Origin of the sequence: Roseateles oligotrophus (assembly GCF_025717515.1) — a bacterium.
GTDB lineage: Bacteria > Pseudomonadota > Gammaproteobacteria > Burkholderiales > Burkholderiaceae_C > Paucibacter_A > Paucibacter_A oligotrophus.
Window position 1 is genome coordinate 19656 of record NZ_JAJIRN010000013.1, and the last position, 25209, is coordinate 44864.

A 25209-nucleotide genomic window follows, 5' to 3' on the forward strand; every position below is an offset into this window, starting at 1 on the left:
TTATACCGAGGCCGATCGTTGCACCGGCTGGGCCGACGGGTGCATATGCAAATTGGCACCGGCTCCGTTGGCCGCCGCGGCTTCCGCAGCCGACGCACTGGGTCGCACGCCGGACAAAGCCGCCAGGACCTGATCACGCGGACCATCCAGCACCACCCTGCCGTTGTCCACGACGACGATGCGAGCCACCAACTCCAGTACCGCCGGTCGGTGGGTCACCACGACCAAGGTGCAAGTACCGGCCGCATCACGCAATTGGCGCAAGAAGGCCATCTCCGACTGTGCATCCATGGAGCTTGTAGGTTCGTCCATCAGCAATATTTGCGGTTTGGTGACCAAGCTGCGGGCCAGCGCCACCAACTGACGCTGTCCGCCGGACAGCAGGCCGCCCATTTCGCCCACCGGCAAGTCCCAGCCCTTGGGATGGCCGGCGACCACGCGGTCCAAGCCCGTCAGCCGAGCCACCTCAACCAGTCGCCCCGCGTCCAGGTGAGCGCGGCCCATCAAGACGTTGTCGCGTAGGGTGCCGTGGAACAGGCGCGGCTCTTGCGAAACAAAGCCCACTCTTGCACGGAACTCGGCCGGGTCAACTTGGCGCAAATCGATGCCGTCTACATCCACCATCCCTTCGGTGGGCTGATACAGGCCGGCCAGCAGGCGCAGAATGGTCGACTTGCCACTGCCGATGCGGCCCAGCACGGCGACTCGCTCGCCGGCCTGTAGGCGCAGGTTGACGGCTTTCAAGATCTTTGGCGCCTCGCCCTGCCCCACCATCGGGTAGGCGAAGCCCACATCATGCAGGCCGAGCCTGCCACTGACCTGGGTCAGCGGCACATAGTTGCGGCTGCCATCGCGCTCGGTCGGCGAATTCATCATCCGGTCCAGCGACACCATCGCCGCTTGGGCGCCCTGATAGCGGGTCGCCAAGCTCACGAGACTGCCCAGCGGCTGGATGGCGCGCCCCGCAAACATCACCGCACCGATCAATGCGCCGGCCGTCACAAGCCCATCTTGAATCAGGTAAACGCCCCAGACCAACATGATCAAGTTGATGGACTGTTGCAGCGTCATCGTGATGTTGTTGCTCCAGCTCGACATGTTTCTGGCCCGCAATGAAGACTCGGCAACAATGGCCGTGCTGGTTTCATAGCGGCGCAGAAATTGGCCTTCGGCACCCGAGGTCTTGAGGTCCTCCAGACCCTCGATGGCTTCGACCAGCGTGCCTTGCAGATCGGCGGTCTCGGCCATATTGGTGCGCATGGCTTTGCGCAAATAACCTTGAATCCCATAGGTCAAGGCCAGGATCAAGGGGATCGTGATGACCAGCACCCAGCCCAGCGGGCCACCGATCACAAAAGTCATCGCGACGAACAGAATGATGAAGGGCAAATCGGTCAAGGCCGACATCGTGGCCGAGGTGAAGAATTCGCGCACGACCTCGATTTGAGCCAGGTAATGCGCGTAGGAGCCGGCCGACTCGGGCTTGTGCTCCATGCGCACGCCCAGGGTCTGGCGGAACAGCTTGGCCCCGATGATCATGTCGGCCTTGCGACCGGCGAGATCGATCAAGTGACTACGCAACTGCCGCGCGAACATATCGAAGATCAGCGCCACACCCGAGCCCACCGCCAGCGTCCAAAGCGTCACCAGCGCTTGATTCGGAATCACCTTGTCGTAGATCACCGAGGTGACCAAGCCCGAAACCAGCATCAAGACATTGCTCAGCAGTGCCGCCAACATGGCCGATCGGTAGTAGGGAATGAAACGCTTCAAGGTGCCCCACAGCCAATGCTCGCCCGCGGCACGCAACAGCGGCTCGTCACGGGTGTTGCGGGTGTGCGCTTGCGACTGTTCTTGCGGGGATGAAACCAGTACAAAGCCGCTGTACTCGGGCTCCAATTCCGAAGTGAAGGCGGTACAACTGGCCGCTTCCGGACCAGGGAACACCACTTCATAGCGACCGCCGGTCGCTTCGGTGCCGTCGTCCAATCGCTTGACCAACACGCAGGCGTCGCCCTCGTTGAGCAGCAGCACCGCCGGCATCAACAAGGGGTTGATGTCATCGATCGCCTTGCGCAACAGGCCGGCGTTATAGCCCGCCTCACGCATCACTCGCAAGGCTTGGTCGGGCGCCAGCGGTCCTTCAACCGGAGCGCCGGCTCGCAGTGACTCGGCCGAGCGCGGCCGGCCATGATGGCGAGTTACCCAAGCGAGTGCGGTCAGCAGTGGGTCTCCGATGGGCTGATCGGCCAAACCTTGCAGCGGATCTGGCACCGAGGGTTCGCTGGCAACCGAGCTATCGGCGGCCAGCCGCAAGCCCTTGCCTGCAGCAGCATTGCCATCAAAAAAGGGATCGTGACGCTGCGACACACTAATCCTTGGCGTAAGTGGAGTAAAAGTCGAAAGAACCGAGCGAATTCAGCATCCTCATGCGCCTGCTTGATCGCCCCGTCGTTGATCCAGGGCCATGCGCTCAAATTCATGCTCAAGATCGCGCACAACGGTGGGAATGTCAAACAGTGCCGAGCTGCGCCCCTGTTCACGCAAATAGCGCTTGTAGGATTCAATTCGGGCCGGGTTTTGACCCAGTTGCACGGCCCTGCTTTCGTATTCGGGCAGGCTGAAAGTAATCAAGTCAGGCAAACCCACGGCGCTCAGCAAGCTGCCCGCCATGCGCGAGATATAGCTGCGGCCCGAGCGAGTCAGGATAGGTGTGCCCATCCACAAACAGTCACTCGCCGTGGTGCCGGCGTTATAGGGGAAAGTATCCAGGAATAGATCCGCCAAGGCAAACCGTGCCAGGTAGTCCGGCGGTGCCGCGCGCGGGGCAAAAATCAGCCGTTCTTCAAGCACGTTGTGCTCGGCCGCCACGCGCAACATATTGGCCTTGGCCCATTCGTTATCGGCCAACAACCACAGCACACTGCCCGGCACTTGCTCCAGGATCCGCATCCAACTGGCAAACACCTCTTCGTTGAATTTGTGGTTGTTGTTGAACGAGCAATAGACGAAGCCGTTCTCGGGCAGCCCGTATTGCTCGCGGCTAGGGGCCGGACCAACTTCGCGCTGACGGTCGCTGACCTGGTAGCAATTGGGCAGATAGATCGGGCGCTCGGTGCAGTAGGGCAGGTATTCGGGCGGCATCACGAAGCGGTCGGCAATGATCCAGTCCACGCCGGGCAAGGCGGATGTGCCGGGCAGGCCCAGATAGCTGACCTGAATCGGTGCCGGACGATAGGCCAGGATATTGGGGCGGGCACCGCTGGTCAGGCCCTGCAAGTCGACCAGGATGTCAATGCCTGCTTCGGCGATCAAGCGCGCGGCCGTCAGGTCATCAACACCGGCGAGGCGCACATGGTGGTCCATCGCCCCCAAGATGCGCGCCCGCTGAGCGGTTCCGTCCTCACGGCTCCAGCAAAAGGCATAGACCTCAAAGCGGTCCCTGTCATGCAATTCGAACAACTCGGGCGTCAACAGGCCGACCGCATGCATGCACAAGTCGCCGGATAAATAACCGATCTTGATGCGCCCCCTGCGAGGTTGGCGGGCCGTGGCAAGCTCGTGCAAAGGCCGGTCTTTGTAGGCTATTACCTTCTCGTGCACAAATCGCTGCGCCGCCATCAACTGAAGGGCAGGATCATCACTGGCGCTCAGCATGGCCAGCAGCGATGTACCCACCAGCAATTGGTTGTGCGTCACGTTCCCTACGCCTTGATAGACCGGCCAATCACATTGCTTCTGGCGGATGTGCACATAGTGCTGGATCACATCGCCCTGACCGGCCTTGAGCATCAGGCTTTGTCGCATCAAGGCTTGTGATTCTGCCAAACGGCGCTGCGTCTCCAGCAACCTTGCCGAGTTGTTCAAGGCATGCAATATGAGTTCCAACACCGCAGGGTTGGCTCGGTCCAAAGACTTGTCTTCGAACACCTTTCGCCATTCACCGAGCGCTTCTTCGAGGCGACCCAAATGCTCCAACTGATGGCCCAGGTTCAAGCGGGCCTGCGTAAATGTCGGGCTCAAAGCCAAGGCCGTGGTGTAGATTTTCTCGGCTTCGGCGTGTCGATTCCTTGAGCCCAGCAGCGTGCCCAAGTTGTAGCAAGCCACATGCAACAAGACGGATTTGGTATGGGTCGTCCAATTTTGATAAAGCAAGATCGCGGCATCGACCATGCCCTCCCGCTGAAGCTTGTCTGCCTTTTCCATCAACACGTTGAGCTCCATTGCACCGGAGCGAGCCAATACAAGTGATTGCTCAAGCTCCGGGTTGCTGGCGAGCACGTTTTTTGTAGCAGGAGTGGTTTTATCCATGGCGATAGGTCCGCAAAAAGCGGCTCGTGAAGGCTTAAGCGATGTTAGACGCCGACCCCGAATCGGGCGATCCGAATAGGGCGGGAAATTGAGCGCAGTTCCTGCCACCTTGGGCGCCAGCCCTCCGTAGATACCCTTGACAGAGGTGAACAAGGCTGTCATGCCCGCCCTATTTGCGGCTTCAGTTTGTGCCCGCGCTGACGAAAATTCAGGCTAGCCCTCTGGAGGGGGACACGGCCGATCCCGGTCGCTACAAATAGAGCAAAAAATGCTGAATGCAATTCTGACTCGCTGGGCCAGGACACGCGGAGCGTCGTCGCCCTCAAGTACTGTGGGATCCTCTCGGTTTTCGACGCTGGGCCGCAGCGGAGGTGGTTCGCAGGGAGGCCCAAAAACTCAATCGGCCGACTCCATTTGGCAGTCCCTGCTGCGTTTGATGCCAGGGGAGGCCGATCCGTGGGGTGCTGCCCTGCCCTGTCAAAGCGTCTTGCTGAACAATGTGCCGAACGCTCGCGCGGCATTCGAAGCCTGTCTGAAAGGCTTGCACAGCGACAATATTGAAGAGTTGCAGCGCAGCATTCAACGCAGTCGAAGCCTGCGCGATCTCTGGCATTTGCGCACCTGGCTCTATACAGAAGTGGCGCGGGCCTACTCGCAAGCGGAGGCCGAATTGCGGCTGAACCGGCTCAATGCACATTTCCAGTTCGGCGCCAGCTTTGGCTTCAATGGCCAGACACAAGTTGCGCTGGCCAAATCCAGGTCGGGCGAACACTGATGAGCCTGCATTTGACCTTGCGTGAAATACCGCGCTTTCCGCCGCCCTGGTCTTATGCCTGCGCCGGCAGGCCGGATGAGCGACGCGGCCGCATCGCGTTACGCCAAGCCTTCGTCCAGCTCAAGCTCACCTTTTTGCGCGCCGCTGCCGATGTACCAGGAGAAATCGGCAAGCATCTGCAAACACTGGTCCGTCAGGCCAGCGAACCCATTGAGCTGTGGCTGATACACGGTAGCCTGCTCGCGGCCATTCCCTGCGATCTTGAAGACAGCTTGGGTCAGGCCCAGCAACACCGCCAATCCCTGCTGACAGCCTTGGCCTCCAGCTATCCCGACAAGAAGCCGATCGACGCAAAGATCGGACAAGCCTGACACCGGGCAAAGAAGCCGCCGGTACTGCCTTTTTGTGACACTTGTGGCGGGCAAGGCAGAATGCAGCTCAAGTATGAATATCATCATCCTCGACGATTACCAGGACGCGGTTCGCAAACTCCGCTGCGCAACCAAGCTTGAGCAACTCAATGCCAAGGTCTTTACCAATACGGTCAAAGGCATCGGCCAGTTATCGGTGCGTCTGCGCGATGCCGAAGTGCTGGTACTGATACGCGAACGCACCCAATTCAACCGGCAATTGCTGGAGAAGTTGCCGAAGTTGAAGCTGATCGCTCAAACCGGCAAGGTCGGAACGCATATCGATGTCCAGGCCTGCACCAAGCTGGGCATCGCGGTAGCCGAAGGGGTCGGCTCACCCATTGCCCCGGCCGAACTGACCTGGGCCTTGATCATGGCCGCGATGCGGCGCCTGCCCCAATACATCGGCAACCTGAAGCATGGCGCCTGGCAGCAATCGGGTTTGAAGGCGGCCTCGATGCCGCCAAACTTCGGCCTCGGCATGGTCTTGCGCGGCAAGACCCTGGGGCTGTGGGGTTACGGCAAGATCGGCCAGATCGTGGCCGGGTATGGACGCGCTTTCGGCATGCAGGTGCAAATATGGGGCAGCGAAGCCTCGCGCCTGCGCGCCGAAGCGGATGGTTATGTGGCGGTCGCCAGCCGTGAAGCCTTCTTCGAGTCCAGCGATGTGCTGAGCGTGCATCTGCGCTTGTGCGATGAAACGCGCGGCTTGATCGGCCCCGAGGATCTGGCGCGGATGCAGCCGACCGCGCTGTTCGTCAACACATCCAGGGCGGAGCTGTTGACCGAGGGCGCTTTGGTCTCGGCACTCAACCGCGGCCGGCCCGGCATGGCCGCCATCGATGTGTTCGAGAGTGAGCCTATCCTGCAAGGCCATCCGCTCTTGCGGCTGGAAAATGCGGTCTGCACGCCGCATATCGGCTATGTCGAGCAAGACAGCTATGAGCTCTACCTCAACGCCGCCTTCGACAATGTGCTGAATTTCATCAAGTCCGAGCCGAGCAATATCGTCAACCCCGAGGCCTTGCGGGTTCTGCGGTGAAAGCAAGCGCCGCGCCGGCCTCGCTTGGGGAACTGTTCTGGGCCTTCAATCGCCTGGCCTTGCAGGGTTTTGGCGGCGTGCTGGCGGTGGCTCAGCGCGAATTGGTCGAACGCCTGGGCTGGCTCAGCCGCGAAGAATTTCTCGACACCTTCGCGATTGCGCAGGTGCTACCCGGCCCCAATATCGTCAACATCTCGCTGATGCTGGGTGACCGTTTCTTCGGCACGCGCGGCGCCTTTGCGGCGCTGGCCGGCATGCTGCTGTTTCCCGCCATCATCGTCATCGGCATGGCCGCCTTGTACGGCCAATTTGCCAGCCATCCTGTCGTCGCCAATGCCTTGCGAGGCATGGGGGCGGTCTCGGCCGGCCTGATTCTGGCCACCGGATTGAAGCTCCTGCCCTCGCTGAAAAGGAGCCCGATGGGGCGGCTGCCGGCAATCTTGCTGGCCTTGCTCACCATCATCGCGGTGCTTTGGCTGCGCCTGCCCTTGCCCCAATTGCTGCTTGGCCTGGGCGGCCTCGGCATGGCACTGGCTTGGTGGCAGATGCGGCGAGCCACCAAGGTGACACCATGACAGCGGCACAGCCCGATTTATGGGCCTTGTTTTTCCACTTCCTGACGCTGTCGCTGTTGTCAATTGGCGGCGCCATCACCACCGCCCCTGAAATGCACCGTTACTTGGTCGGTGAGCAGCATTGGCTGAGCGACACGCAATTCACCGCCTCGATCGCCTTGGCGCAAGCTGCCCCCGGCCCGAACGTCTTGTTCGTGGCGGTGCTGGGCTGGAACGTCGCCGGCCTGTCGGGCGCCTTGGCCGCGATGGCGGGCATCATGCTGCCCTCCACCACCCTGGTGCTTGCGGCCACACGCTGGGCGCGCAATAACCGCGACAGCATTGGCGTGCGTGCCTTCACCGCCGGCATGGCGCCACTCACCTTGGGCCTGCTGCTGTCCACCGGCTGGTTGCTGGCCGAGCCCTTTTTGCGCGCGCCGGAGCATCTGCCGACCACCCTGGTGCTGATCGCCGCCACCCTGGTGCTGACGCTGCGGACCCAGATCAGCCTGGTCTGGATGGTCTTGGCCGGCGGCTTGTTGGGGGCGCTGGGCTGGGTTTAGCCTTCCAAGATCGAAAGAGGGCTACTAGCCCTCTTTCGTCCCGAAAATCTTGTCGCCGGCATCGCCCAGGCCTGGAATGATGTAGCCCTGCTGGTTCAGATGGCTATCGATCGCAGCCGTCCAGCAGCGCACGTCGGGGTGTGCGGCGGTCAGCGCGGCCACGCCTTCTGGCGCGGCCACCAGCACCAAGGCGCGGATGTCTTTGCAACCGCGCTTTTTGAGCAAATCGATGGTTGCAATCATCGAGCCGCCGGTGGCCAGCATCGGGTCGACGATCAGCGCGGTGCGCTCATCCAATTGGCCGACAAAGCGCTCGAAGTAATGCACCGGCTGCAGGGTCTCATGGTCGCGCGCCAGGCCTACGACGCTGATCTTGGCGTTAGGGATCATGTCCAGCACGCCGTCCATCATGCCTAAGCCGGCCCGCAAAATCGGCACCACGGTGACCTTGCGGCCTGCGATCTGATCGACCTCGGTCGGGCCGCTCCAGCACTCAATCGTGGTCTTTTCAAGCGGGAAGTCGGCGGTCGCTTCATAGGCGAGCAAACGCCCAACTTCGCCAGTCAGTTCGCGGAACTTCTTGGTCGAGATATCGGCCTCGCGCATCAGGCCGATCTTGTGTTTGACGAGAGGGTGTTGAACTTCGATGACGGTCATGGTTTTGACTCTTGGTTTGATGATGAAAAAACGCTTAGGCAGGCTTGGCTGTGCGCTGGCGCAAGGCCTCGAATAAACAGACACCAGCCGCCACCGACACATTCAAGCTCTCGACCGAGCCCTGCATCGGGATGCGCACCAACTCGTCACAGGTCTTGGCGGTCAGCTGACGCAGGCCGTCACCTTCCGCACCCAGCACGAAGGCGATCGGGCGATTCAGGTCCAAGTCGTAGATCGACTTTTCGGCTTGGTCCGAGGTGCCGACGACCCAGACGTCATATTCCTTCAACTCCTTGAGCGTGCGCGCCAGATTCGTCACCATCAAGTAAGGCACGGTCTCGGCCGCGCCGCTGGCGACCTTGGCCACCGTCGCGTTGAGGCCCACCGCATGGTCTTTGGGGGCCAGCACCGCATGCGCGCCGGCGCCGTCGGCGACTCGCAGGCAAGCGCCGAGGTTGTGGGGGTCGGTGACGCCGTCCAGCACCAAGACCATCGGCATGCCCTCGATGGTTTCGATCACATCATCGAGAAACTGCGGCATCGCCAGCGCGGTCACCTTGGCCACAACCCCTTGGTGGCGGGTGGTGCCGGCGATCTTGGCCAGGCGATCGTCATCGCTTTCGATCAGCTTGGCGCCACCGTCGCGCGCGCGGTCGACAAAGGCCCGCATGCGCTGGTCGCGCCGCGTGGTGTCGTAGTGGATTTCGCTGATCGAGGTGGGGTGCGTCTTCAGTCGCACGGTGACGGCATGAAAGCCGAAAAGAATTTTGTTGGAGCTCATCCTCGCATCGTAGCGGCAACACTGAGTATTCCGATCAAAACCGGCTGATGCAGCATGTAGAAAGTCAGCGACCAGCGGCCTAGCAAGGCCAGTGGGGCGAGAACCTCGGGCAGCCCCCCGCGCAGCAGCATCGGCCGGCTCGCCAACAGCCAGCGGCCCAGCGCAAAGCCCCACAGCATCACCCCAAGCCAAGGCAGCACCGGCACATAGTCTTCGGCAATCGGCTTGTGCGTGACCAGGCCCAGCCAATTGGTCCAACGGCTATCAAAGAATTCATGGCGCCAGAACTGCGGCGCCAGCAACGCGGCCAAGCCGAGCGGCCAGCAGGCCCAAAGCGGCAAACGCGGCCCCGCAAAGCGCAGCAGCAAAAGCATCAAGGCCATGCCGTGCAAGACGCCAAAACTGATGAAGCTGCGCGGATACATCAGCCATGAGCCGATCGAGACCGCGAACGCACAGGCCACCACCTGAGCCCAGCGCCGCCAAAATCGCGGCCAGCGCTGCCCCTGATGCAAAGCCAGGGCCTGACCCATGCCGGCACAAAGCAGAAAGGAACTTACGATCAACGTGCGCTGACCGGTCCAGAAAGCATCGCGATAGAAGTCCTCCTTGATCCAGCCGAAATGGTTCAGATCGAAGGCGAAGTGAAATCCCGCCATCCAGACAATGGCCGCGCCGCGCAGGGCGTCCAGCCTGCTGTAGCGAGGCGCTGGGTCAATTGAAGGGCTATTCACGCGCTGAAATTTTGTTGGCTCGAAGGCGCACAGTCTAAGCGTGGCGGCCGCTGTGTTACCGTCGACATCGACCGAACTCTGACTGCGCCAGTTACCGCCAAGCATGAGCCAAAGCCAAAGCCAAATTCCGACGCCGGCTCGCAACTCTATGGCACATCGTTTGGAGCAGATGCGTCAATTGCTGGCCTATTGGCCGGCCCTATTGGCCGCCTTTGCCGGCCTCATCTTGTCAATGTTGCTGTTGTGGGTGCGCCAATCACAGCAACTGGCCAGCGAGCAAGCCCAGATCAATCACGAGTTGAGCGCCATTCGCACGCGTCTGGAGGCCACAGCGCAGGCCACCTTCAGCCCGACGGTGGGCCTTGAGGCGATGATTCAGCTCGACGGCGGCATCTCAAACGCGCGCTTTGACGCACTCAGCAAGCGGGTCGTGACCTTGCTGCCCCAGGTGCGCAGCATCGTTGCCGCGCCCGATGACGTCGTTCGATTCGTCTACCCCTTGGAGGGCAACAGCGCGGTGCTGAATCTTCGCTATAGCGAGGTGCCGGCTCAATATGCGCAGGTGCAAGCAGCCCGCAGCCTGGGCAAGGCTTTGCTGGTCGGGCCGGTCAAGCTGGTGCAAGGCGGCCAAGGCATCATCCAGCGCACACCGGTATTCCTCGCGGACAAGGACCAGCAACAAGCCGATTACTGGGGGGTGATCTCGGTCGTGGCCGATCTGGATCGTTTCATGCAAGTCGCAGGCCTGGCGGAGCATCCGGGCTTGCGACTGGCGGTTTTCCAGCTGCAAGCCGATCGCAAGACCATCCACACGCTGATCTGGGGTGACCCGAGCTTGGCCACGCTGCCACCGGCGGTTCATCAATCGGTGCAACTGCCCGGTGCAACCTGGTCCATCGCGGCCGCCGATGCAGTGCCGAACAGCAGGACTGCGGCTTTTGGTGCCGAGTTTTCTGCCAGCCTGTTGGCCAGCGCCGCCTTCAGCGCCTTGGTGGCCTTGATGGTGTACCGGCGCCGCATGTTGCTGCAGCAAAACAAGACGCTGGCGGAACAAATCGAACTCGGCCTGCGCACACAGGCCGAACTGGAATCGGCGCAATCCCGCTTTCGAAGCCTGACGGAGCTATCGGCGGACTGGGTTTGGGAGCAGGACGAGAACTTCCAGTTCACCTTCACCTCGCGCTCTACCGAAGAGGCCACGCAGGTCGGCAGCCCTCAATTGCTGGGGATCAAGCGCTGGGAGTCCCCAGCCTTGGCACCGGGCACCGATTGGGCTGCGCATATTGCGGCGGTGAAACAGCATCAGCCTTTCCGGAATTTTGAGTACGCCCAATACGCGGAGGACGGCACGCTACGCTATGTGAGTATTTCGGGCAGCGCTTTCTTTGACTCCCAGGGGCAGTTCAAGGGCTACCGCGGTACCGGGCGAAATATCACCGAAAGCAGACTCGCCGAGCGGGATTTGCGCGAATCCAAGGCTGCGCTGACGGTTGCCCTGGACCGTTTGCAAGCGGTGCTCAATGCCGCACAGGAATTCTCCATCATCGCCACCGACTTGCAAGGCCGAGTCAGCCTGTTCAATCGGGGCGCCGAGCAAATGCTGGGTTATTCAGAGGGTGGAATGATGGGCCAATCGGCCGCAGTCTTGCACCTCCCCCAGGAAGTCGCCGCGCGCGCCGCCGAGCTCAGCCAGATTCATGGGCGCCCCATTGCTGGCTTTGACGTTTTTGTCGAGCAAGCACGCATCAGCGGCAGCGAAACGCGGCTGTGGACCTATGTGAGGCGAGACGGCAGCCATCTGGAAGTCTCATTGACCATCAGCATGGTGTTGACCGCGGACGGCGTGCCGAGCGGCTATCTGGGCATTGCCCGCGACATCACCGAACAAAGGCTGGCGCAGCGCCAATTGGCCGACCTGAATGCGGAGTTGGAGTCCAGGGTCGAGAGTCGAACCACCGAGCTCAAGCAGGCATTGGCCGTGCTGGGTCAGGCCAAGGAAGAACTATTGCGCTCCGAAAAAATGGCCGCCCTGGGCTCTTTGGTTGCCGGTATCGCGCATGAATTGAACACGCCACTGGGCAACTGCCTGACCACCGCGTCCACCTTGGATGAGTTGACTCAACAGATGCGCCTGAGCTTCGAGTCGGGCCAGATGCGGCGCAGCGCGCTTGAAAGCTATCTCAACGATGCGCAATCGGCCAGCGGCATCATGCTGCGCAGCATGGCGACGGCCAATGAGTTGGTGACCCATTTCAAACAAATCTCGGTCGACCAGACCTCGGCACAGCGCCGCAAATTCAGCCTTCAGTCGGTGGTGGGCGATGTCTTGAGCATGTTGCGCAAACCGCTGCAAAAAGCCGGCATTACGGTTCAACTCGACGTCGACCTGCAGCAAGAGTTGGACAGCTACCCGGGCCCGCTCGGACAGGTGCTGAGCAACTTGATCATCAACGCCAATCTGCATGCCTTCGCCGAAAAGCCGGCCGATGCCGTGATCGCTATTCGCGTCGAGCGCAGCAAGGCGGGCGATAGCGCCGAGTCGCAATTCTTCTCGCTGATCGTCGAAGACAATGGCTGCGGCATGAGCGACGAAGTCCGGCGACGCGCCTTCGACCCCTTCTTCACCACCAAGATGGGGGCGGGTGGCACCGGCCTGGGGCTCAATATTGTCTACAACATCGTCACCGGCATCCTGGGTGGCCAGATCGAGCTGCTCAGCGAGCCCGGACAAGGCAGCCGCTTTGTGATGCAACTGCCTTTCGAGGCGCCGTAGCGGCAGAAGATTAGCCCACCCAGCGCCTGGCGTTGCGGAACATGCGCATCCAGGGGCTCAGCTCGCTGGCGTCACCCGAAGTCCAGCTCATCTGCACATTGCGGAACACACGCTCCGGATGCGGCATCAAAACGCTGAAGCGGCCATCCGCCGTGGTCACCGAGGTCAGGCCATCGGGGCTGCCGTTCGGGTTGAGCGGATAGGTCTCGGTCGGCTGGCCGCTATGGTCAACAAAGCGCATCGCGCGCGCCACCTTGGCCGCGTCGCCGCGTTGCGAGAAGTCGGCGTAACCCTCGCCGTGGGCGATCGCGATTGGCAGGCGTGAGCCTTCCATGCCCTTGAAGAATAGGCTCGGGCTGTCCAACACCTCGACCATCGCCAAGCGGGCCTCGAACTGCTCGCTCTTGTTGCGCGTGAACTTGGGCCAGTCTTGCGCGCCGGGGATGATGGGCGAAAGAGCCGCCATCATCTGGCAGCCATTGCAGACGCCCAGCGCAAAGCTGTCCTGGCGGGCAAAGAAGGCCTTGAATTGCTCGGCCAACACCGGGTTGAACATCACCGAGCGGGCCCAGCCTTCACCGGCCCCCAGCGTGTCGCCGTAGCTGAAGCCGCCGCAGGCGACAAAGCCCTTGAATTGCTCCAGACTGACCGCCCCCGATTGCAAGTCGCTCATGTGCACATCGTAGGTGTCGAAGCCGGCCTTGGCCATCGCATAGCTCATCTCGACATGCGAGTTGACGCCCTGCTCGCGCAGGATCGCCATCTTGGGCTTGGCACCGAGGTTGATGAACGGTGCGGCCACATCGTCTTGCGGGTCAAAGCTCAGATGCACATGGCGGCCGGGGTCGGCGGCCAGGCCGGTCTGGGCATGTTCGCTGTCGGCACAGGCCGGGTTGTCGCGCAACTGCGCGATCCGCCAGGAGACCTGATCCCAGGCCTGATGCAGCGAGGACAAGGACTCGCTGAAGACCTTTTTGGCGTCACGCCACACCTCCATCGTGCCATTGGCGTTGGGCTTGCCGATCACATGGCTGAGCTTGGACAGGCCATGGGCGCGCAATACCTGCAGCGCAGCGTCGCGGTCCGCCGTGCGCACCTGCAAGACGACGCCCAGCTCCTCGTTGAACAAGGCCTTGAGCGTCAGTTCTTCGCGGCGGGCGCCGACTTGGCCGGCCCAGTTTTTCGCATCGCCGGTGTCGGCGCGGCTGTCGCTGACGCCGTCGCCCTCGGTGATCAGCATGTCCACATTCAGGCTGACGCCGACATGGCCGGCGAAAGCCATCTCGCAGGCCGTCGCCCACAGGCCGCCGTCGCCACGGTCGTGATAGGCCAGCAGCTTGCCGGCGGCGCGCAGCTCATTGACGGCGCCAACCAAACTCTTCAATTGCGCGGCATCGTCCAGATCGGGCACGGCCCCGCCGAACTGATTCAAGGCCTGCGCCAGGATAGAGCCGCCCATGCGGTGCTGGCCGGCGCCCAGGTCGACCAGGATCAGGCTGCTGTCACCGGCATCGGTGCGCAATTGCGGCGTCAAGGTGCCGCGCACATCGGCAATCGTTGCGAACGAAGAAATGATCAAGGACACCGGCGCGGTGACCTGCTGAACCGCGCCGTTAGCATCGTTCCAGCGTGTGCGCATCGACAGCGAATCCTTGCCGACCGGGATCGAGATGCCCAACTCGGGGCATAACTCCATGCCGACCGCCTTGACGGTGTCGAACAGCGCGGCATCTTCGCCGGGTTCACCACAGGCCGCCATCCAGTTGGCCGACAGTTTGACGCGCGGCAACTCGATGGGTGCGGCCAGCAAATTGGTGACGCTTTCGGCCACCGCCATGCGGCCCGAGGCGGCGGCATTGACCGCCGCCAGCGGCGTGCGCTCGCCCATCGCAAACGCTTCGCCGGCGAAGCCCTTGAAGTCGGCCAGCGTGACCGCGCAGTCGGCCACCGGCACCTGCCAAGGGCCGACCATCTGGTCGCGTGAATTCAGGCCACCGACGGTACGGTCACCAATGGTGATCAAGAAGCGCTTGGATGCGACGGTCGGGTGACGCAGCACGTCCAGCGCCACCGTCGCCAGATCCACGCCGGTCAAGGCCAGCACGCCGCCGTCACGCTCGACACGGGTGACATCGCGGTGCACCTTGGGCGGCTTGCCCAGCAGCACTTCCATCGGCATATCGATGGCGCGCTCGCCTTCAGGTCCGTCTTCCAGAATCAGCTCGCGCGCCTCGGTCGTCACGCCGACCACGCCGAACGGGCAGCGCTCGCGCTCGCATATGCTGCGGAACAGCTCCAGACTCTCGGGTGCAATCGCCAGCACATAGCGTTCCTGGCTCTCGTTGCACCAGATTTCCTTGGGCGCCAGTCCGGATTCCTCCAGCGGGACCTTGCTCAAATCGAAGCGTGCGCCACGGTGGGCGTCGTTGACCAGCTCCGGGAAGGCATTCGAGATGCCGCCGGCGCCGACGTCGTGGATCGCCAGAATCGGGTTCTTCTCGGCCAGGCCCCAGCAATGGTTGATGACCTCTTGCACACGCCGCTCGATTTCGGGGTTACCGCGCTGGACCGAATCGAAGTCCAGGTCGGCCGTGTTGGTGCCGGCCGCCATCGAACTGGCCGCGCTGCCGCCCATGCCGATGCGCATGCCGGGGCCGCCGAGCTGGATCAACAGCGAGTCGGCCGGGAATTCGATCTTGTGGGTCTGGTCGCTGCGGATCGCGCCCAGGCCGCCGGCAATCATGATGGGCTTGTGATAGCCGCGCTGCACGCCGTCGACTTCCTGCTCGTAGACGCGGAAGTAACCGGCCAGCGCAGGGCGGCCGAATTCGTTGTTGAAAGCGGCGCCGCCGAGCGGCCCCTCGATCATGATTTGCAAGGCACTGGCGATATGCGCGGGCTTGCCGACATTGGCCTGCTCCCAGGGCTCGCTCAGGCCCGGCAGGCGCAGATTCGAGACCGAGAAACCGGTCAGACCGGCCTTGGGCTTGGCGCCGCGCCCGGTCGCACCTTCGTCGCGGATCTCGCCACCGGCGCCGGTCGAGGCGCCCGGAAACGGCGAAATCGCGGTCGGATGGTTGTGGGTCTCGACCTTCATCAAGACATGGGCGGTTTCTTCTCTAGCCTGATATTGCGGCGCGCGCGCATCACCGGCCGGCATCCAGCGCTCGATCTGATGACCTTCCATGATGGACGAGTTGTCCGAATAGGCAACGATGGTGTGCTGCGGGCTGAGCTTCTCGGTGTTGCGGATCATGCCGAACAGGCTGAGCGGCTGATCGACGCCGTCAACGGTGAACTTGGCGTTGAAGATCTTGTGGCGGCAATGCTCGGAATTGGCCTGCGCGAACATCATCAGCTCGACATCGCTGGGGTTGCGGCCCAGCTGCTTGAAGGCCGCTTCCAGGTAGTCGATCTCGTCTACCGACAAGGCCAGACCAAAGGTGGTGTTGGCCGACTCCAGCGCCGCCCTGCCCTTGCCCAACACGTCCACATGTTCGAGCGCCTGCGCCTCGCGCTCGTCAAACAGATGGGCGGCGTCTTCGCGGGCCAAGAGCACGCTTTCGGTCATGCGGTCGTGCAGCAGGTCGGCGCAGGCCTGCAACTCGGCCACAGTCAGCGTTTTGACGCCGCCGAGCAAACCCGACTTCAGCGTGATGCGGAACTCGGTCACGCGCTCGACCCGGTGCAGTTGCAAGCCGCAGTTGTGGGCGATATCGGTGGCCTTGGACGCCCAAGGGCTGACGGTGCCGAGACGGGGTGCCACTAGGACCAATTGGCCGTCATGTCCGCCAATATAGGCATCACCATAGTTCAACAAGGCGGCCAGCTTGGCCTGCTCTTCGTCATTCAGCGCGGCGTCGCACCAGACCCAATGCACATGGCGCGCATGGACGGCATTGATGCGCTCATTGACGGTTTGAAGCTGGGCCAGCAAGGCCTGGGCACGGAATGCAGAGAGTGCGTTGCCGCCTTCGAAAGAGAGCAATTGCTTGGAGGTGGCCATGGAGTCCCGGAGCGTCGGCGCGCTGCAAGCAGGGTGAGCTGCAGCGCTGGATTTGCGAATTGCTGAGCGAACCGCCAGGGTCCGGACAGATTTGCGGGGCATTTTACCGATCTCCGACGCCCAACCGTCGATGCACCGAAAACAACCGTCTACTTGCCCACCATGCCATTCGTGACAAAACACCGGGCTTGGGTCTGGCCACTGCAACATCTGGAAACAGTTGCGCCGCACAGGGCCGAGTCGGCTGCCTACAGTCGGCCCATGGCGCAAGCCATATCGCCTCACCCAGCAGCAAAAGGTCCATCCGATGAACAAGCAATCAATGAGAAGTTGGCAGCAAGGTTTAGGCCTTGCAATCTGCGCCCTCAGCGCCGCCACCCTGGTCGCCTGTGGCGGCGGAGGTGGTTCAAGCGCCACCCCCGAGGTCGCACCGGCCGCCCCGCCCCCCACGGCAACCATCACCTCCACCTTGACCCTGATCGAAGGCACGATCACCGGCTTCGGCAGCGTGGTCATTGACGGCGTGCGCTACAAGGACGACGGCACCAAGGTCGAAATCGGCGACAACCCGGAGCTGAAGAAACTGGCCACCCTCGGCGATCTGCGCACCGGCATGCGGGTCCAGGGCGAATTGAAGGACGGCGTGCTGCAAAACCTGCTGGTCAATTTCGCCTTGGTCGGCACGGTGTCGGCGGTCGACCCTGCTGCAGGCACGATCAGCGTGTTCGGCCAAACCATCAAGATCACCAGCGCCGGTCAACTGCCGACCGTGTTTGATGGTTTCAGCAACCTGAGTCAATTGCTGGTCGGTGATCTGATCAAGGTGGCCGGCTCGGTCGCGGCGGACGGCGGCATCACCGCCACCCGCATCGAGCGCAAGCTCAAGGAAGGCGGCGAACTCTATCGCCTGAGCGGCCCCGTGCAGACCTTGGATGCGACAGCCAAGCGCTTTGCACTCGGCGGCAATAGCAGCGTGACGGTGGACTACGCCAAGGCCAAGGTCCTGCCCGAAGGTGCGGTGATCGAAAACGGCAAGCTGGTCAGCGTGGTTGCCAATGCCGCACCCGTTCAAAGCGGCGGCCAGACGCTGCTGACGGCCAGCGCGGTCGAGGTCAAGTCACGCCAGATTCCGGATGCCAAGGAACTCAGCATTGGCGGGCAGATCAACGATTTCAAGAGCTTGGCCTCGCTGCGCATCGGCGATGTGCAGGTGGATGCCAGCAGCGCGGAACTGAAGGAAGGCACCGTGCTCGCCGACCTCGTCAACGGCGCCCAGGCCTATGCCAAGGGTAGCTTGACGGCCGGCGTTTTGAAGGCCGCGAGCCTGAAGGTCTTCAAGCCCGAAACCGCCTTGAAGGCCATGCTGATCGGCCAGGTGACCGACTTTGTGTCGATTGCCAACTTCAAGCTGCGCGGCACCGATGTGGATGCCTCACAGGCCAACTTCAGCAAAGGCAAGGCGGCCGATTTGGCCACCGGCGCCTGGGTCAGCATCAGTGGCCAGTTGACGGCCAGCGGCGTGCTGGCCAAGACGGTCGAGATCCTGCCTCCACCGGCCGACAAGCCGGCTAGGCTGGAAGGCGCCATCAGCGGCGTTGATTTGGCAACTAAACGTTTCAGCCTGCTCGGCACAACGGTGCAGTGGAGCGACACGACCAAGCTGAACCCAAGCAATATCTCGCTCGCCAACTTGGCCAATGGTGTGGTCTTGGTGGTCGAGGGCAGCTACTCGGAGGCCAGCGGCGTCTTCTCTGCGACCGGCGTCAAGCTTATCAACACCACCGGCGTGGTCAAAACGGTGGGCTTTTCGGGCATCGCCTTTGAAGTGACGACCACCGGCTTCAAGGTCGGCAGCAATACCGTCTTGCTGGGCAAGGACATCAAGTTCGAACCGACCGGGACCACGCTGGCGGACCTGAAGAACGGCGCCAGGGTCGGTGTCAAAGCGACCTTGATCAATGTGGATGGCAAGGCCACCTTGACCGCCACTCAGATCGAGGTGCAAAAGCCCGAGAAGGACAGCGAGGGTGCCGAATATGTCTACCTGAGCGGTTTGATCGCCGACTTCGTCAGCAGCGCCGACTTCAAAATCGGTAGCCAGAAGGTCGACGCGAGTGGCAGCGGCGTGGAGTTCATTGATGGTGACGCCGCCAAGTTGGCCAACGGCCTGAAGATCGAGATCAAGGGCAGCGTCAGCAAGGCCGGCGTCCTGATCGCGAAACGCGTGCATTTCATGCCAGGCTGAACGGCCAGGCACTAAGTCAAAGGGCCATGCCTCGCGGCATGGCCCTTTTCTATTTCAAGTCGGGAAGTTTTACAGGCCGGCCTTCATCTGCCCGACGATATGCTCGACGCGGTCCAGCAGGCCGGCCTGATCAACCGTGGTCAAGACTCGACCCTTCAAGACTTGGCGCCCCCCGACCCAAACGTCGGACACATGCTCGCGGCCGGCCACATAGACCAGTTGCGCCTCGGGGTTGTAGACCGGCCGGCATTCCAGCGCGTCCAGCGACACCGCCACCACATCGGCCAGCTTGCCGACTTCGAGCGAGCCCAGATCGGCGGCCCGGCCCATCGCCTTGGCAGCCCTGATCGTCGCCATCTCCAGCGCCGTGCGGGCCGACACCGTCGTCGAATTGCAGGTCGAGCCCTTGGCCAGCAAGGCCGCGGCGCGGATCTCGCCGAACATGTCCTGGCGGTTGTTGGACGCAGCGCCGTCGGTACCCAGAATCACATTGACGCCGGCTGCCTCCAAAGCCGTGACCGGGCAGACGCCCGAGGCCAGCTTCATATTCGAGTTCGGGTTGTGGACCAGATGCACCTTCTGCGCCGCCAGCATCGCGATCTCGGCCTCGTTCAGATGCACCATATGCACGGCCATCATCTTCTCGTTCAGCAGGCCCAGTTTGTTCAGGCGCTCGAGTGGGCGCATGCCATGCTGCTGCACGCTGGAATCAACCTCGAACTGGGTCTCATGAATATGGCAATGCATCTGCATTTCATATTTCTCGGACAACTCGCGCAGGGCGACAAAGGTCTCGTCCGACACCGTGTAGGGCGCATGCGGGGCCGAGGTCCAATCCAGCGAAGCTTCGCCCTTGAACTGCTCGTAGGCGGCCAGCCCGTTGCTGATGTACTCGGCCGCATTGGCCGCATAGCCGGTCGGGAAGTCGATCACATTGATGGACACGCCGGCGCGGATGCCGCTGTCCAGCGCCGCCCGCGCCATCGCAGCGGGGAAGAAATACATATCGTTCAGATAGGTGACGCCGCCGCGCAAGGCCTCGCAGGCCGACAGCATCGAGCCCTGGTAGGTCCAGTCGTCGCTGACCCACTTTTTCTCCAGCGGCCAGATATGGTTTTGCAGCCAATCCATCAAGGGAACATCGTCGGCCACGCCGCGCAGCAAGGACATCGCCGAATGGGTGTGTCCATTGATCAGGCCGGGGATCAAGACATGTTCGCCCAACTCGACCCGCTCGGCGTCCGGGTACTTAGCCTCGGCCTCAGCCCAAGGCAGGATGGCCGCAATACGCTCACCGCTGATGACCAGGGCGTGATCGTTCAACACGGTGCTGCCGGGCGCCATGCTCAGCAACCAGCGGGCTTTCAGAATGGTGGTCTTCATCAAATACTCCAATAGGGTGGCGCGAAGGCCATGACTGTAGCGTTAAGCAGCGTCGAAGGCCTGCTCGAACAAGGCCAGCACACGCTCGGCTTGCACCCCAATGCAAACCTGCTGCGCGGGACAGCCACTCCAAGGTGTTTGCGCGAGGCTGAGTTTGCGGAAGTCCTGAATCGTCTGGCCGCGCGCGATGCCATCGGTGACCACACGCACCGGACCGCTGCGCAAGGTGAAGGCCTCCGGCTCGATCGCATAGGCGATGGCGCTCGCATCATGGGCGTATATGCCATCGATGCCGGCACAGGCTTGGTAGAAGTCTTGGTAATGACGGGTGGCTTTCCAGATGAAATCGCCAACCACCCCGCCCCGCCCCTGCAAACTGGACAGATAGGCCTCGCTCATCACCGTCTCATGGGTGACATCAAGGCCGACGATGACGACCGGCCAGTCGGCGCTGAAGACCAAATCAGCCGCCTCGGGGTCATTGATGATATTGGCCTCGGCCACCGGCGTGACGTTGCCGCAGCGCGCTGCCGTGCCGAAGGCGCCGCCCATCACGATGACGCGGTGAACCTTGGCCACAATGCTGGGGTCGTGGCGCAACGCCAACGCCAAATTGGTCAGCGGGCCGACCGCGATCAAGGTGATCGCGCCGGGTTCGGCATTGACCATATCGCAGATCAATTGATAGGCCGGCCGCGCATCCAAGGGTGGCACTTCGGCCTCCAGCAGCGCCGCCATGCCGCCAACGCCATCATCGCCGTGCACATGGACCGAAAATTCGCGCTCGGCATGCGCGTGCAAAGGGCCGGCTGCTCCGGCCGCCACCGGCACCTGCTGGCCGAACATCGCGGCCAGCAGTTGGCCATTGCGGCTCGTCACCTCGATCGATGCGTTGCCAAACACCGTCGTGACGGCACGCAAATCAAGTGCCGGATGGCGCGCCAGCAAATACAGGGCCATCGCATCGTCGATACCGGGGTCGGTGTCAAAAATCACCGGCATGGGAGTGGAGGTTTTCATCAACTTGTCCTGCAGAAAATTCTTAGATCGACTCGACCCGACGCAGCGCGAACTCGGCGCCTAACTCGGCGCGCTGTGGCATTGCCGACTGCACGCCACTGCGGCTGACGGCGATTGCCGCGGCTGCCTGCCCCAAGCAGACGGCGTCGGCGCTGGTCAGGCCCTCGGCCAAGCCGGCGACCAAGCCGCCTACCAAGGTGTCACCGGCGCCGACGGTATCGACCGCAATCACCGCGCGGGCAGGGAAATGCTGGTCAAGATCTGCCGTGCACAACAAGGCACCGTCGGAACCCAGCGTTACCAAAACCTGTTTGACGCCTCGTTTCAGCAATATCTGCGCGGCGCGACGAGCTTGCTCGCGAGTGTCGTCAGCGATGCCCATAGGCACGCCGCTGAGTTGGCTCGCCTCGGTTTCGTTCAACACCAGCCAGTCGGTCAGCCCGAGCAAGGCTTCGGGCAGTTCTTGCGCCGGGGCGGCATTCAGCACCGTGATCGAACCCGCGCCGCGGGCCAACTCGAACGCAGCCTGGATAGCACCCATGGGCACTTCCAACTGCGCCACCACCACGCCGGCGCCGCGCAGCGTTGGCGCCGCAGCCGCCACATCGGCCGCGCTCAGATCGGCATTGCTGCCGGGTATATAGACGATGGCGTTCTCGCCACCCTTGCTCGCCACCATGATGACCGCGATACCGGGCAAGGCCTTGGCATCACGCATCACGGCCTCGCAAGCGATACCCTCGATCTGCAGCGCCTGCAGTAACTCCGGGCCATATTGCCGCATGCCGACCCGCGCAACAAAATCCACCGCAGCACCCAGCCGCGCGGCGGCAACCGCCTGATTTGCGCCCTTGCCTCCGGGAGCCATCACAAAGGCCTCTCCGGCCAAGGTTTCGCCCGGTGCGGGCAATCGCGTGGAATGAGCCACCATATCCATATTGATGCTGCCAACCACCGCTACGCGGGCCCGAATGGCCTGACCATCTACGTTCTTCGTCATCATCTTTTGTCTCTCAATATCTTATGGAGGTGGCGCTGTGCTTTCGCGCACCACCAAACGTGGCGTCAGCAGCACGTCCTTCAATTCCGCACCGGGGCTCTCGATCCGGGCAATCAAAACCCGCCCGGCCTCCGCCCCCAAAGCCCTCACCCCGCAACCGACCGTGGTCAGGGCGGGAAACACATAACGGCTCAATTCGATGTCATCAAAACCAACAATCGACAGTTGCTGAGGCAAGCTCAGGCCCAACTCCGCGGCGGCCCGCAGCGCACCGACCGCCATCATGTCGTTGCTGGCAAAAATGCCGGTCACCGGGTTTGAACTATTGGCAGGACTCTGGCTGCGCAATAGACGCCTTGTGGCCTCATAGCCGCCCGGGCTGCTGAAGTCACTCTCGACTACCAGCGCTTCATCGACCTCGATACCTTTGTCCCGCAGCGCGTGGCGCCAGCCCTCGATCCGTTCGCGAGCGACCTCGAACTCCGCCGGCCCGCTGATGCAGGCGATGCGTCGGTGGCCGAGGTCGATCAAATGCTTGACCGCGTTATAGGCGCCCTGTTGGTTATCGACGCTGACCCGGTCGGCTTTGGCGCCGGGCACCAGGCGGTCAACCGTCACCGACGGGACGCTGGCGAGCTTGAAAATACGCGCCAAGGCTTCGTCGTCACCGGCCGAAGACAAAAGCAAGCCGTCAACACGCTTCTCCAGCAGGGTGCGCATGTACTGCTGCTGGCGCTTGGGGTCATTGTCGGAGTTGCACAGAAACACCGAGTAGCCGGCCAAGCGGCAACATTCCTCGACACCACAGACCAGCTCGGCAAAGAAGGGGTTCTGTACATTGGGAACCAGAACGCCAATGATTTTGGTTTCGCTTTTTCGCAAGGAGCGCGCCACCGCGCTGGGTAGATAGCCGATCTCTTCCACCGCCGCCAAGACCCTGCGGCGCGCATCGGCGCTGACCGGGCGGGTGTCGTTCAGGACATGGGACACGGTGGTGAAGGACACGCCAGCCAGCGCGGCTACGTCTTTGATTGTGCTCAAGATTAAAAGCTCGGGATGAATGCGCTTTGAGTAGGGGCAAACGTTTGCCACTTTGCGCAAGCATAGCCCAAGCTGATGCGACTGCAGCTCGATACTCGAAGAAAATCGCTAATCGCACGCGCCTTTTAAGGACTTCTGCGCCGGTGACGGCCCTTAAAACGGAAAAAACCTCGCGCCCATCAAAAGGCAACGAGGTTTAAATGCACGGCCTGATCGACTCAGGGCCGGTCGGGTCGAGATTTCAACGGTCAGCGATCAGCGCTTGTCGATCGGCTGCACGTCGCGGGAGGTGGCGCCGACGAAGAGCTGACGCGGGCGGCCGATCTTGTACTCGGGGTCGCCGATCATCTCGTTCAGCTGAGCAATCCAACCAACCGTGCGGGCCAAGGCGAAGATCGCCGTGAACAGGCTGACCGGGATGCCGATCGCGCGCTGCACGATGCCGGAGTAGAAGTCAACGTTCGGGTAAAGCTTGCGCGACACGAAGTAGTCGTCTTCCAGCGCGATCTTCTCCAGTGCCATCGCCAGCTTGAACAACGGGTCGTCATGCAGGCCCAGCGCGTTCAAGACCTCGTGGCAGGTTTCGCGCATCAGCTTGGCACGCGGGTCATAGTTCTTGTAGACCCGGTGACCGAAGCCCATCAGCTTGACGCCGGAGTTCTTGTCCTTGACCTGCTTGATGAACTCACCGATCTTCTCGACACCACCATTGCGCTGGATTTCTTCCAGCATGGTCAGCGCCGCTTCGTTGGCGCCGCCGTGAGCCGGGCCCCACAGGCAGGCCACGCCGGCCGCAATGGCCGCGAACGGGTTGGTGCCGCTGGAGCCGCACAGGCGCACGGTCGAGGTCGACGCGTTTTGCTCGTGATCGGCGTGCAAGATGAAGATGCGCTCCATCGCGCGCACCAGCACCTCATTCGGCTCGTACTTCTCGCAAGGCGTTGCAAACATCATGTGCATGAAGTTGGCGGTGTAGCCCAGATCATTGCGAGGATAGATGAAAGGCTGGCCGATCGAATATTTGTAAGCCATCGCGACCAGGGTCGGCATCTTGGCAATCAGGCGGATCGCGGCAATCTCGCGGTGTTCCGGATTGTTGATATCGGTGCTGTCGTGATAGAAGGCCGACATCGCGCCGACCAAGCCCGTCATCACCGCCATCGGATGCGCATCCCGGCGGAAACCGCGCAGGAAGAACTGCATCTGCTCATTGACCATCGTGTGATGGGTCACGCGGTGAACGAAGTCTGCCTTCTTGGCGACATCCGGCAACTCTCCGTAGAGCAGCAGATGGCAGGTTTCCAGGAAGTCGCAATTGGTCGCCAATTGCTCGATCGGGTAGCCGCGGTAGAGCAGCTCGCCCTTGTCACCATCGATATAGGTGATGGTGGAATTGCAGGAGGCGGTCGACAAGAAACCGGGGTCGTAGGTGAACTTGCCCGTTTGCGCGTAGAGCTTGCGGATGTCGATCACATCCGGGCCGACCGAGCCTTTGTAGATCGGCAGATCCATATTGGGGCTGCCGTCGGAGAACGACAGGGTGGCTTTGACGTCTGACGGGGTCATGAGCTTGTCCTTTTGACTTCTGAAAATTCTTAAATTCGTTTAAGCAGAGGTGGTTCTGAGCAAGCTCAAAACTTCTTGTACATCGGGTCTATCCAACTCGCCTTCCGCTTCTTTGCGGCGCAGCAACAGATCCAGCAAATCGTTATCGGCCAGATCCATCAAGACCCGTAGCCCTTCGGCCTGCACCTCGGTCAAACTGTCGGCATAAGCGTTGAAAAATCGCTCGATGAAAAGGTCATTCTCCAGCAGGCCGCGCCGGCAACGCCAGCGAAGTTTAGAGAGTGCCCTCTCATCGATCAACTCATCTTCGGGCTTCATATCAACAGCGACGCTCATCAGCAGACTTTA

At 61.9% G+C, this 25209-nt stretch carries 19 protein-coding genes; 7 read left to right on the forward strand and 12 right to left on the reverse strand.

Annotation, left to right across the window (positions count from 1 at the left end):
• On the reverse strand, positions 1-2370 hold the full coding sequence (locus LNV07_RS24225) for a type I secretion system permease/ATPase (RefSeq protein WP_263573782.1): 2370 nt from the start codon (positions 2368-2370) through the stop codon (positions 1-3).
• 57 nt (positions 2371-2427) lie between these two features.
• A complete protein-coding gene (locus tag LNV07_RS24230; protein ID WP_263573783.1) occupies positions 2428-4311 on the reverse strand; it encodes an O-linked N-acetylglucosamine transferase, SPINDLY family protein in 1884 nt (627 codons plus the stop codon).
• Positions 4312-4810: 499 nt separating this feature from the next.
• On the opposite strand from LNV07_RS24230, the gene LNV07_RS24235 reads away from it, so the two are divergent.
• The 5 genes from LNV07_RS24235 to LNV07_RS24255 all read left to right on the forward strand — a co-directional run bounded on the left by LNV07_RS24235 (position 4811) and on the right by LNV07_RS24255 (position 7655).
• Positions 4811-5086 (forward strand): hypothetical protein, encoded by a 276-nt coding sequence (locus tag LNV07_RS24235; RefSeq protein WP_263573784.1) that lies wholly within the window; start codon positions 4811-4813, stop codon positions 5084-5086.
• Entirely contained in the window at positions 5086-5457 is a 372-nt protein-coding gene (locus LNV07_RS24240) for a hypothetical protein (protein WP_263573785.1), read from the forward strand. The genes LNV07_RS24235 and LNV07_RS24240 overlap by 1 nt, the downstream gene beginning before the upstream one ends.
• Positions 5458-5530: 73 nt before the next feature.
• The gene (locus tag LNV07_RS24245) at positions 5531-6538 is read left to right on the forward strand and encodes a D-2-hydroxyacid dehydrogenase family protein (RefSeq protein ID WP_263573786.1); all 1008 of its coding nucleotides are present in this window, start codon (positions 5531-5533) and stop codon (positions 6536-6538) included.
• Positions 6535-7113 (forward strand): chromate transporter, encoded by a 579-nt coding sequence (locus tag LNV07_RS24250; protein ID WP_263573787.1) that lies wholly within the window; start codon positions 6535-6537, stop codon positions 7111-7113. Before LNV07_RS24245 ends, LNV07_RS24250 begins: the two co-directional genes overlap by 4 nt.
• Positions 7110-7655 carry a chromate transporter gene (locus tag LNV07_RS24255; protein ID WP_263573788.1) on the forward strand — a complete coding sequence of 182 codons (546 nt, stop codon included), beginning with the start codon at positions 7110-7112 and terminating at the stop codon, positions 7653-7655. Before LNV07_RS24250 ends, LNV07_RS24255 begins: the two co-directional genes overlap by 4 nt.
• 24 nt (positions 7656-7679) lie before the next feature.
• On the opposite strand, the gene upp is transcribed toward LNV07_RS24255, so the two are convergent.
• Genes upp through LNV07_RS24270 form a run of 3 tightly spaced genes read right to left on the reverse strand, consistent with a single transcriptional unit; the run spans position 7680 to position 9827 of the window.
• Complete coding sequence (gene upp / locus LNV07_RS24260) at positions 7680-8312, reverse strand: uracil phosphoribosyltransferase (protein ID WP_263573789.1); 633 nt, start codon at positions 8310-8312, stop codon at positions 7680-7682.
• 34 nt (positions 8313-8346) lie between these two features.
• A complete protein-coding gene (gene rlmB / locus LNV07_RS24265) occupies positions 8347-9093 on the reverse strand; it encodes a 23S rRNA (guanosine(2251)-2'-O)-methyltransferase RlmB (RefSeq protein ID WP_263573790.1) in 747 nt (248 codons plus the stop codon).
• A complete protein-coding gene (locus LNV07_RS24270; protein ID WP_263573791.1) occupies positions 9090-9827 on the reverse strand; it encodes a DUF1624 domain-containing protein in 738 nt (245 codons plus the stop codon). Before LNV07_RS24270 ends, rlmB begins: the two co-directional genes overlap by 4 nt.
• 103 nt (positions 9828-9930) lie before the next feature.
• On the opposite strand from LNV07_RS24270, the gene LNV07_RS24275 reads away from it, so the two are divergent.
• Complete coding sequence (locus LNV07_RS24275; RefSeq protein ID WP_263573792.1) at positions 9931-12600, forward strand: PAS domain S-box protein; 2670 nt, start codon at positions 9931-9933, stop codon at positions 12598-12600.
• Between the two features lie 10 nt (positions 12601-12610).
• Here LNV07_RS24275 and purL read toward each other — a convergent pair whose 3' ends face one another.
• On the reverse strand, positions 12611-16606 hold the full coding sequence (purL, locus tag LNV07_RS24280; RefSeq protein WP_263573793.1) for a phosphoribosylformylglycinamidine synthase: 3996 nt from the start codon (positions 16604-16606) through the stop codon (positions 12611-12613).
• Between the two features lie 307 nt (positions 16607-16913).
• On the opposite strand from purL, the gene LNV07_RS24285 reads away from it, so the two are divergent.
• Positions 16914-18851, forward strand: coding sequence for a DUF5666 domain-containing protein (locus LNV07_RS24285; RefSeq protein WP_263573794.1), 1938 nt, complete (start codon positions 16914-16916; stop codon positions 18849-18851).
• Between the two features lie 69 nt (positions 18852-18920).
• Here the strand turns inward: LNV07_RS24285 and LNV07_RS24290 are convergent, their stop codons facing one another.
• From LNV07_RS24290 to LNV07_RS24315, 6 genes are all read right to left on the reverse strand, one after another.
• A complete protein-coding gene (locus tag LNV07_RS24290; protein WP_263573795.1) occupies positions 18921-20234 on the reverse strand; it encodes a TRZ/ATZ family hydrolase in 1314 nt (437 codons plus the stop codon).
• 42 nt (positions 20235-20276) lie between these two features.
• The gene (locus LNV07_RS24295) at positions 20277-21254 is read right to left on the reverse strand and encodes a nucleoside hydrolase (protein ID WP_263573796.1); all 978 of its coding nucleotides are present in this window, start codon (positions 21252-21254) and stop codon (positions 20277-20279) included.
• A 22-nt stretch (positions 21255-21276) separates the two neighbouring features.
• Positions 21277-22257 carry a ribokinase gene (locus LNV07_RS24300; protein WP_263573797.1) on the reverse strand — a complete coding sequence of 327 codons (981 nt, stop codon included), beginning with the start codon at positions 22255-22257 and terminating at the stop codon, positions 21277-21279.
• A gap of 18 nt (positions 22258-22275) precedes the next feature.
• Positions 22276-23295, reverse strand: a complete 1020-nt coding sequence (locus LNV07_RS24305; protein WP_263573798.1) for a LacI family DNA-binding transcriptional regulator — start codon at positions 23293-23295, stop codon at positions 22276-22278.
• Positions 23296-23550: 255 nt separating this feature from the next.
• Positions 23551-24861 carry a citrate synthase gene (gltA, locus tag LNV07_RS24310; RefSeq protein WP_263573799.1) on the reverse strand — a complete coding sequence of 437 codons (1311 nt, stop codon included), beginning with the start codon at positions 24859-24861 and terminating at the stop codon, positions 23551-23553.
• 39 nt (positions 24862-24900) lie between these two features.
• On the reverse strand, positions 24901-25197 hold the full coding sequence (locus LNV07_RS24315; protein ID WP_263573800.1) for an FAD assembly factor SdhE: 297 nt from the start codon (positions 25195-25197) through the stop codon (positions 24901-24903).
• Positions 25198-25209: the final 12 nt, after the last annotated feature.

What these genes read in the sequence shown, in the direction of transcription:
- LNV07_RS24230 (WP_263573783.1), bottom strand. Translation starts at nt 4,311, where the DNA reads ATGGATAAAACCACTCCTGCTACAAAAAACGTGCTCGCCAGCAACCCG.
- LNV07_RS24240 (WP_263573785.1), top strand. Translation starts at nt 5,086, where the DNA reads ATGAGCCTGCATTTGACCTTGCGTGAAATACCGCGCTTTCCGCCGCCC.
- LNV07_RS24245 (WP_263573786.1), top strand. Translation starts at nt 5,531, where the DNA reads ATGAATATCATCATCCTCGACGATTACCAGGACGCGGTTCGCAAACTC.
- LNV07_RS24255 (WP_263573788.1), top strand. Translation starts at nt 7,110, where the DNA reads ATGACAGCGGCACAGCCCGATTTATGGGCCTTGTTTTTCCACTTCCTG.
- upp (WP_263573789.1), bottom strand. Translation starts at nt 8,312, where the DNA reads ATGACCGTCATCGAAGTTCAACACCCTCTCGTCAAACACAAGATCGGC.
- rlmB (WP_263573790.1), bottom strand. Translation starts at nt 9,093, where the DNA reads ATGAGCTCCAACAAAATTCTTTTCGGCTTTCATGCCGTCACCGTGCGA.
- LNV07_RS24275 (WP_263573792.1), top strand. Translation starts at nt 9,931, where the DNA reads ATGAGCCAAAGCCAAAGCCAAATTCCGACGCCGGCTCGCAACTCTATG.
- purL (WP_263573793.1), bottom strand. Translation starts at nt 16,606, where the DNA reads ATGGCCACCTCCAAGCAATTGCTCTCTTTCGAAGGCGGCAACGCACTC.
- LNV07_RS24285 (WP_263573794.1), top strand. Translation starts at nt 16,914, where the DNA reads ATGAACAAGCAATCAATGAGAAGTTGGCAGCAAGGTTTAGGCCTTGCA.
- LNV07_RS24290 (WP_263573795.1), bottom strand. Translation starts at nt 20,234, where the DNA reads ATGAAGACCACCATTCTGAAAGCCCGCTGGTTGCTGAGCATGGCGCCC.
- LNV07_RS24295 (WP_263573796.1), bottom strand. Translation starts at nt 21,254, where the DNA reads ATGAAAACCTCCACTCCCATGCCGGTGATTTTTGACACCGACCCCGGT.
- LNV07_RS24300 (WP_263573797.1), bottom strand. Translation starts at nt 22,257, where the DNA reads ATGATGACGAAGAACGTAGATGGTCAGGCCATTCGGGCCCGCGTAGCG.
- gltA (WP_263573799.1), bottom strand. Translation starts at nt 24,861, where the DNA reads ATGACCCCGTCAGACGTCAAAGCCACCCTGTCGTTCTCCGACGGCAGC.
- LNV07_RS24315 (WP_263573800.1), bottom strand. Translation starts at nt 25,197, where the DNA reads ATGAGCGTCGCTGTTGATATGAAGCCCGAAGATGAGTTGATCGATGAG.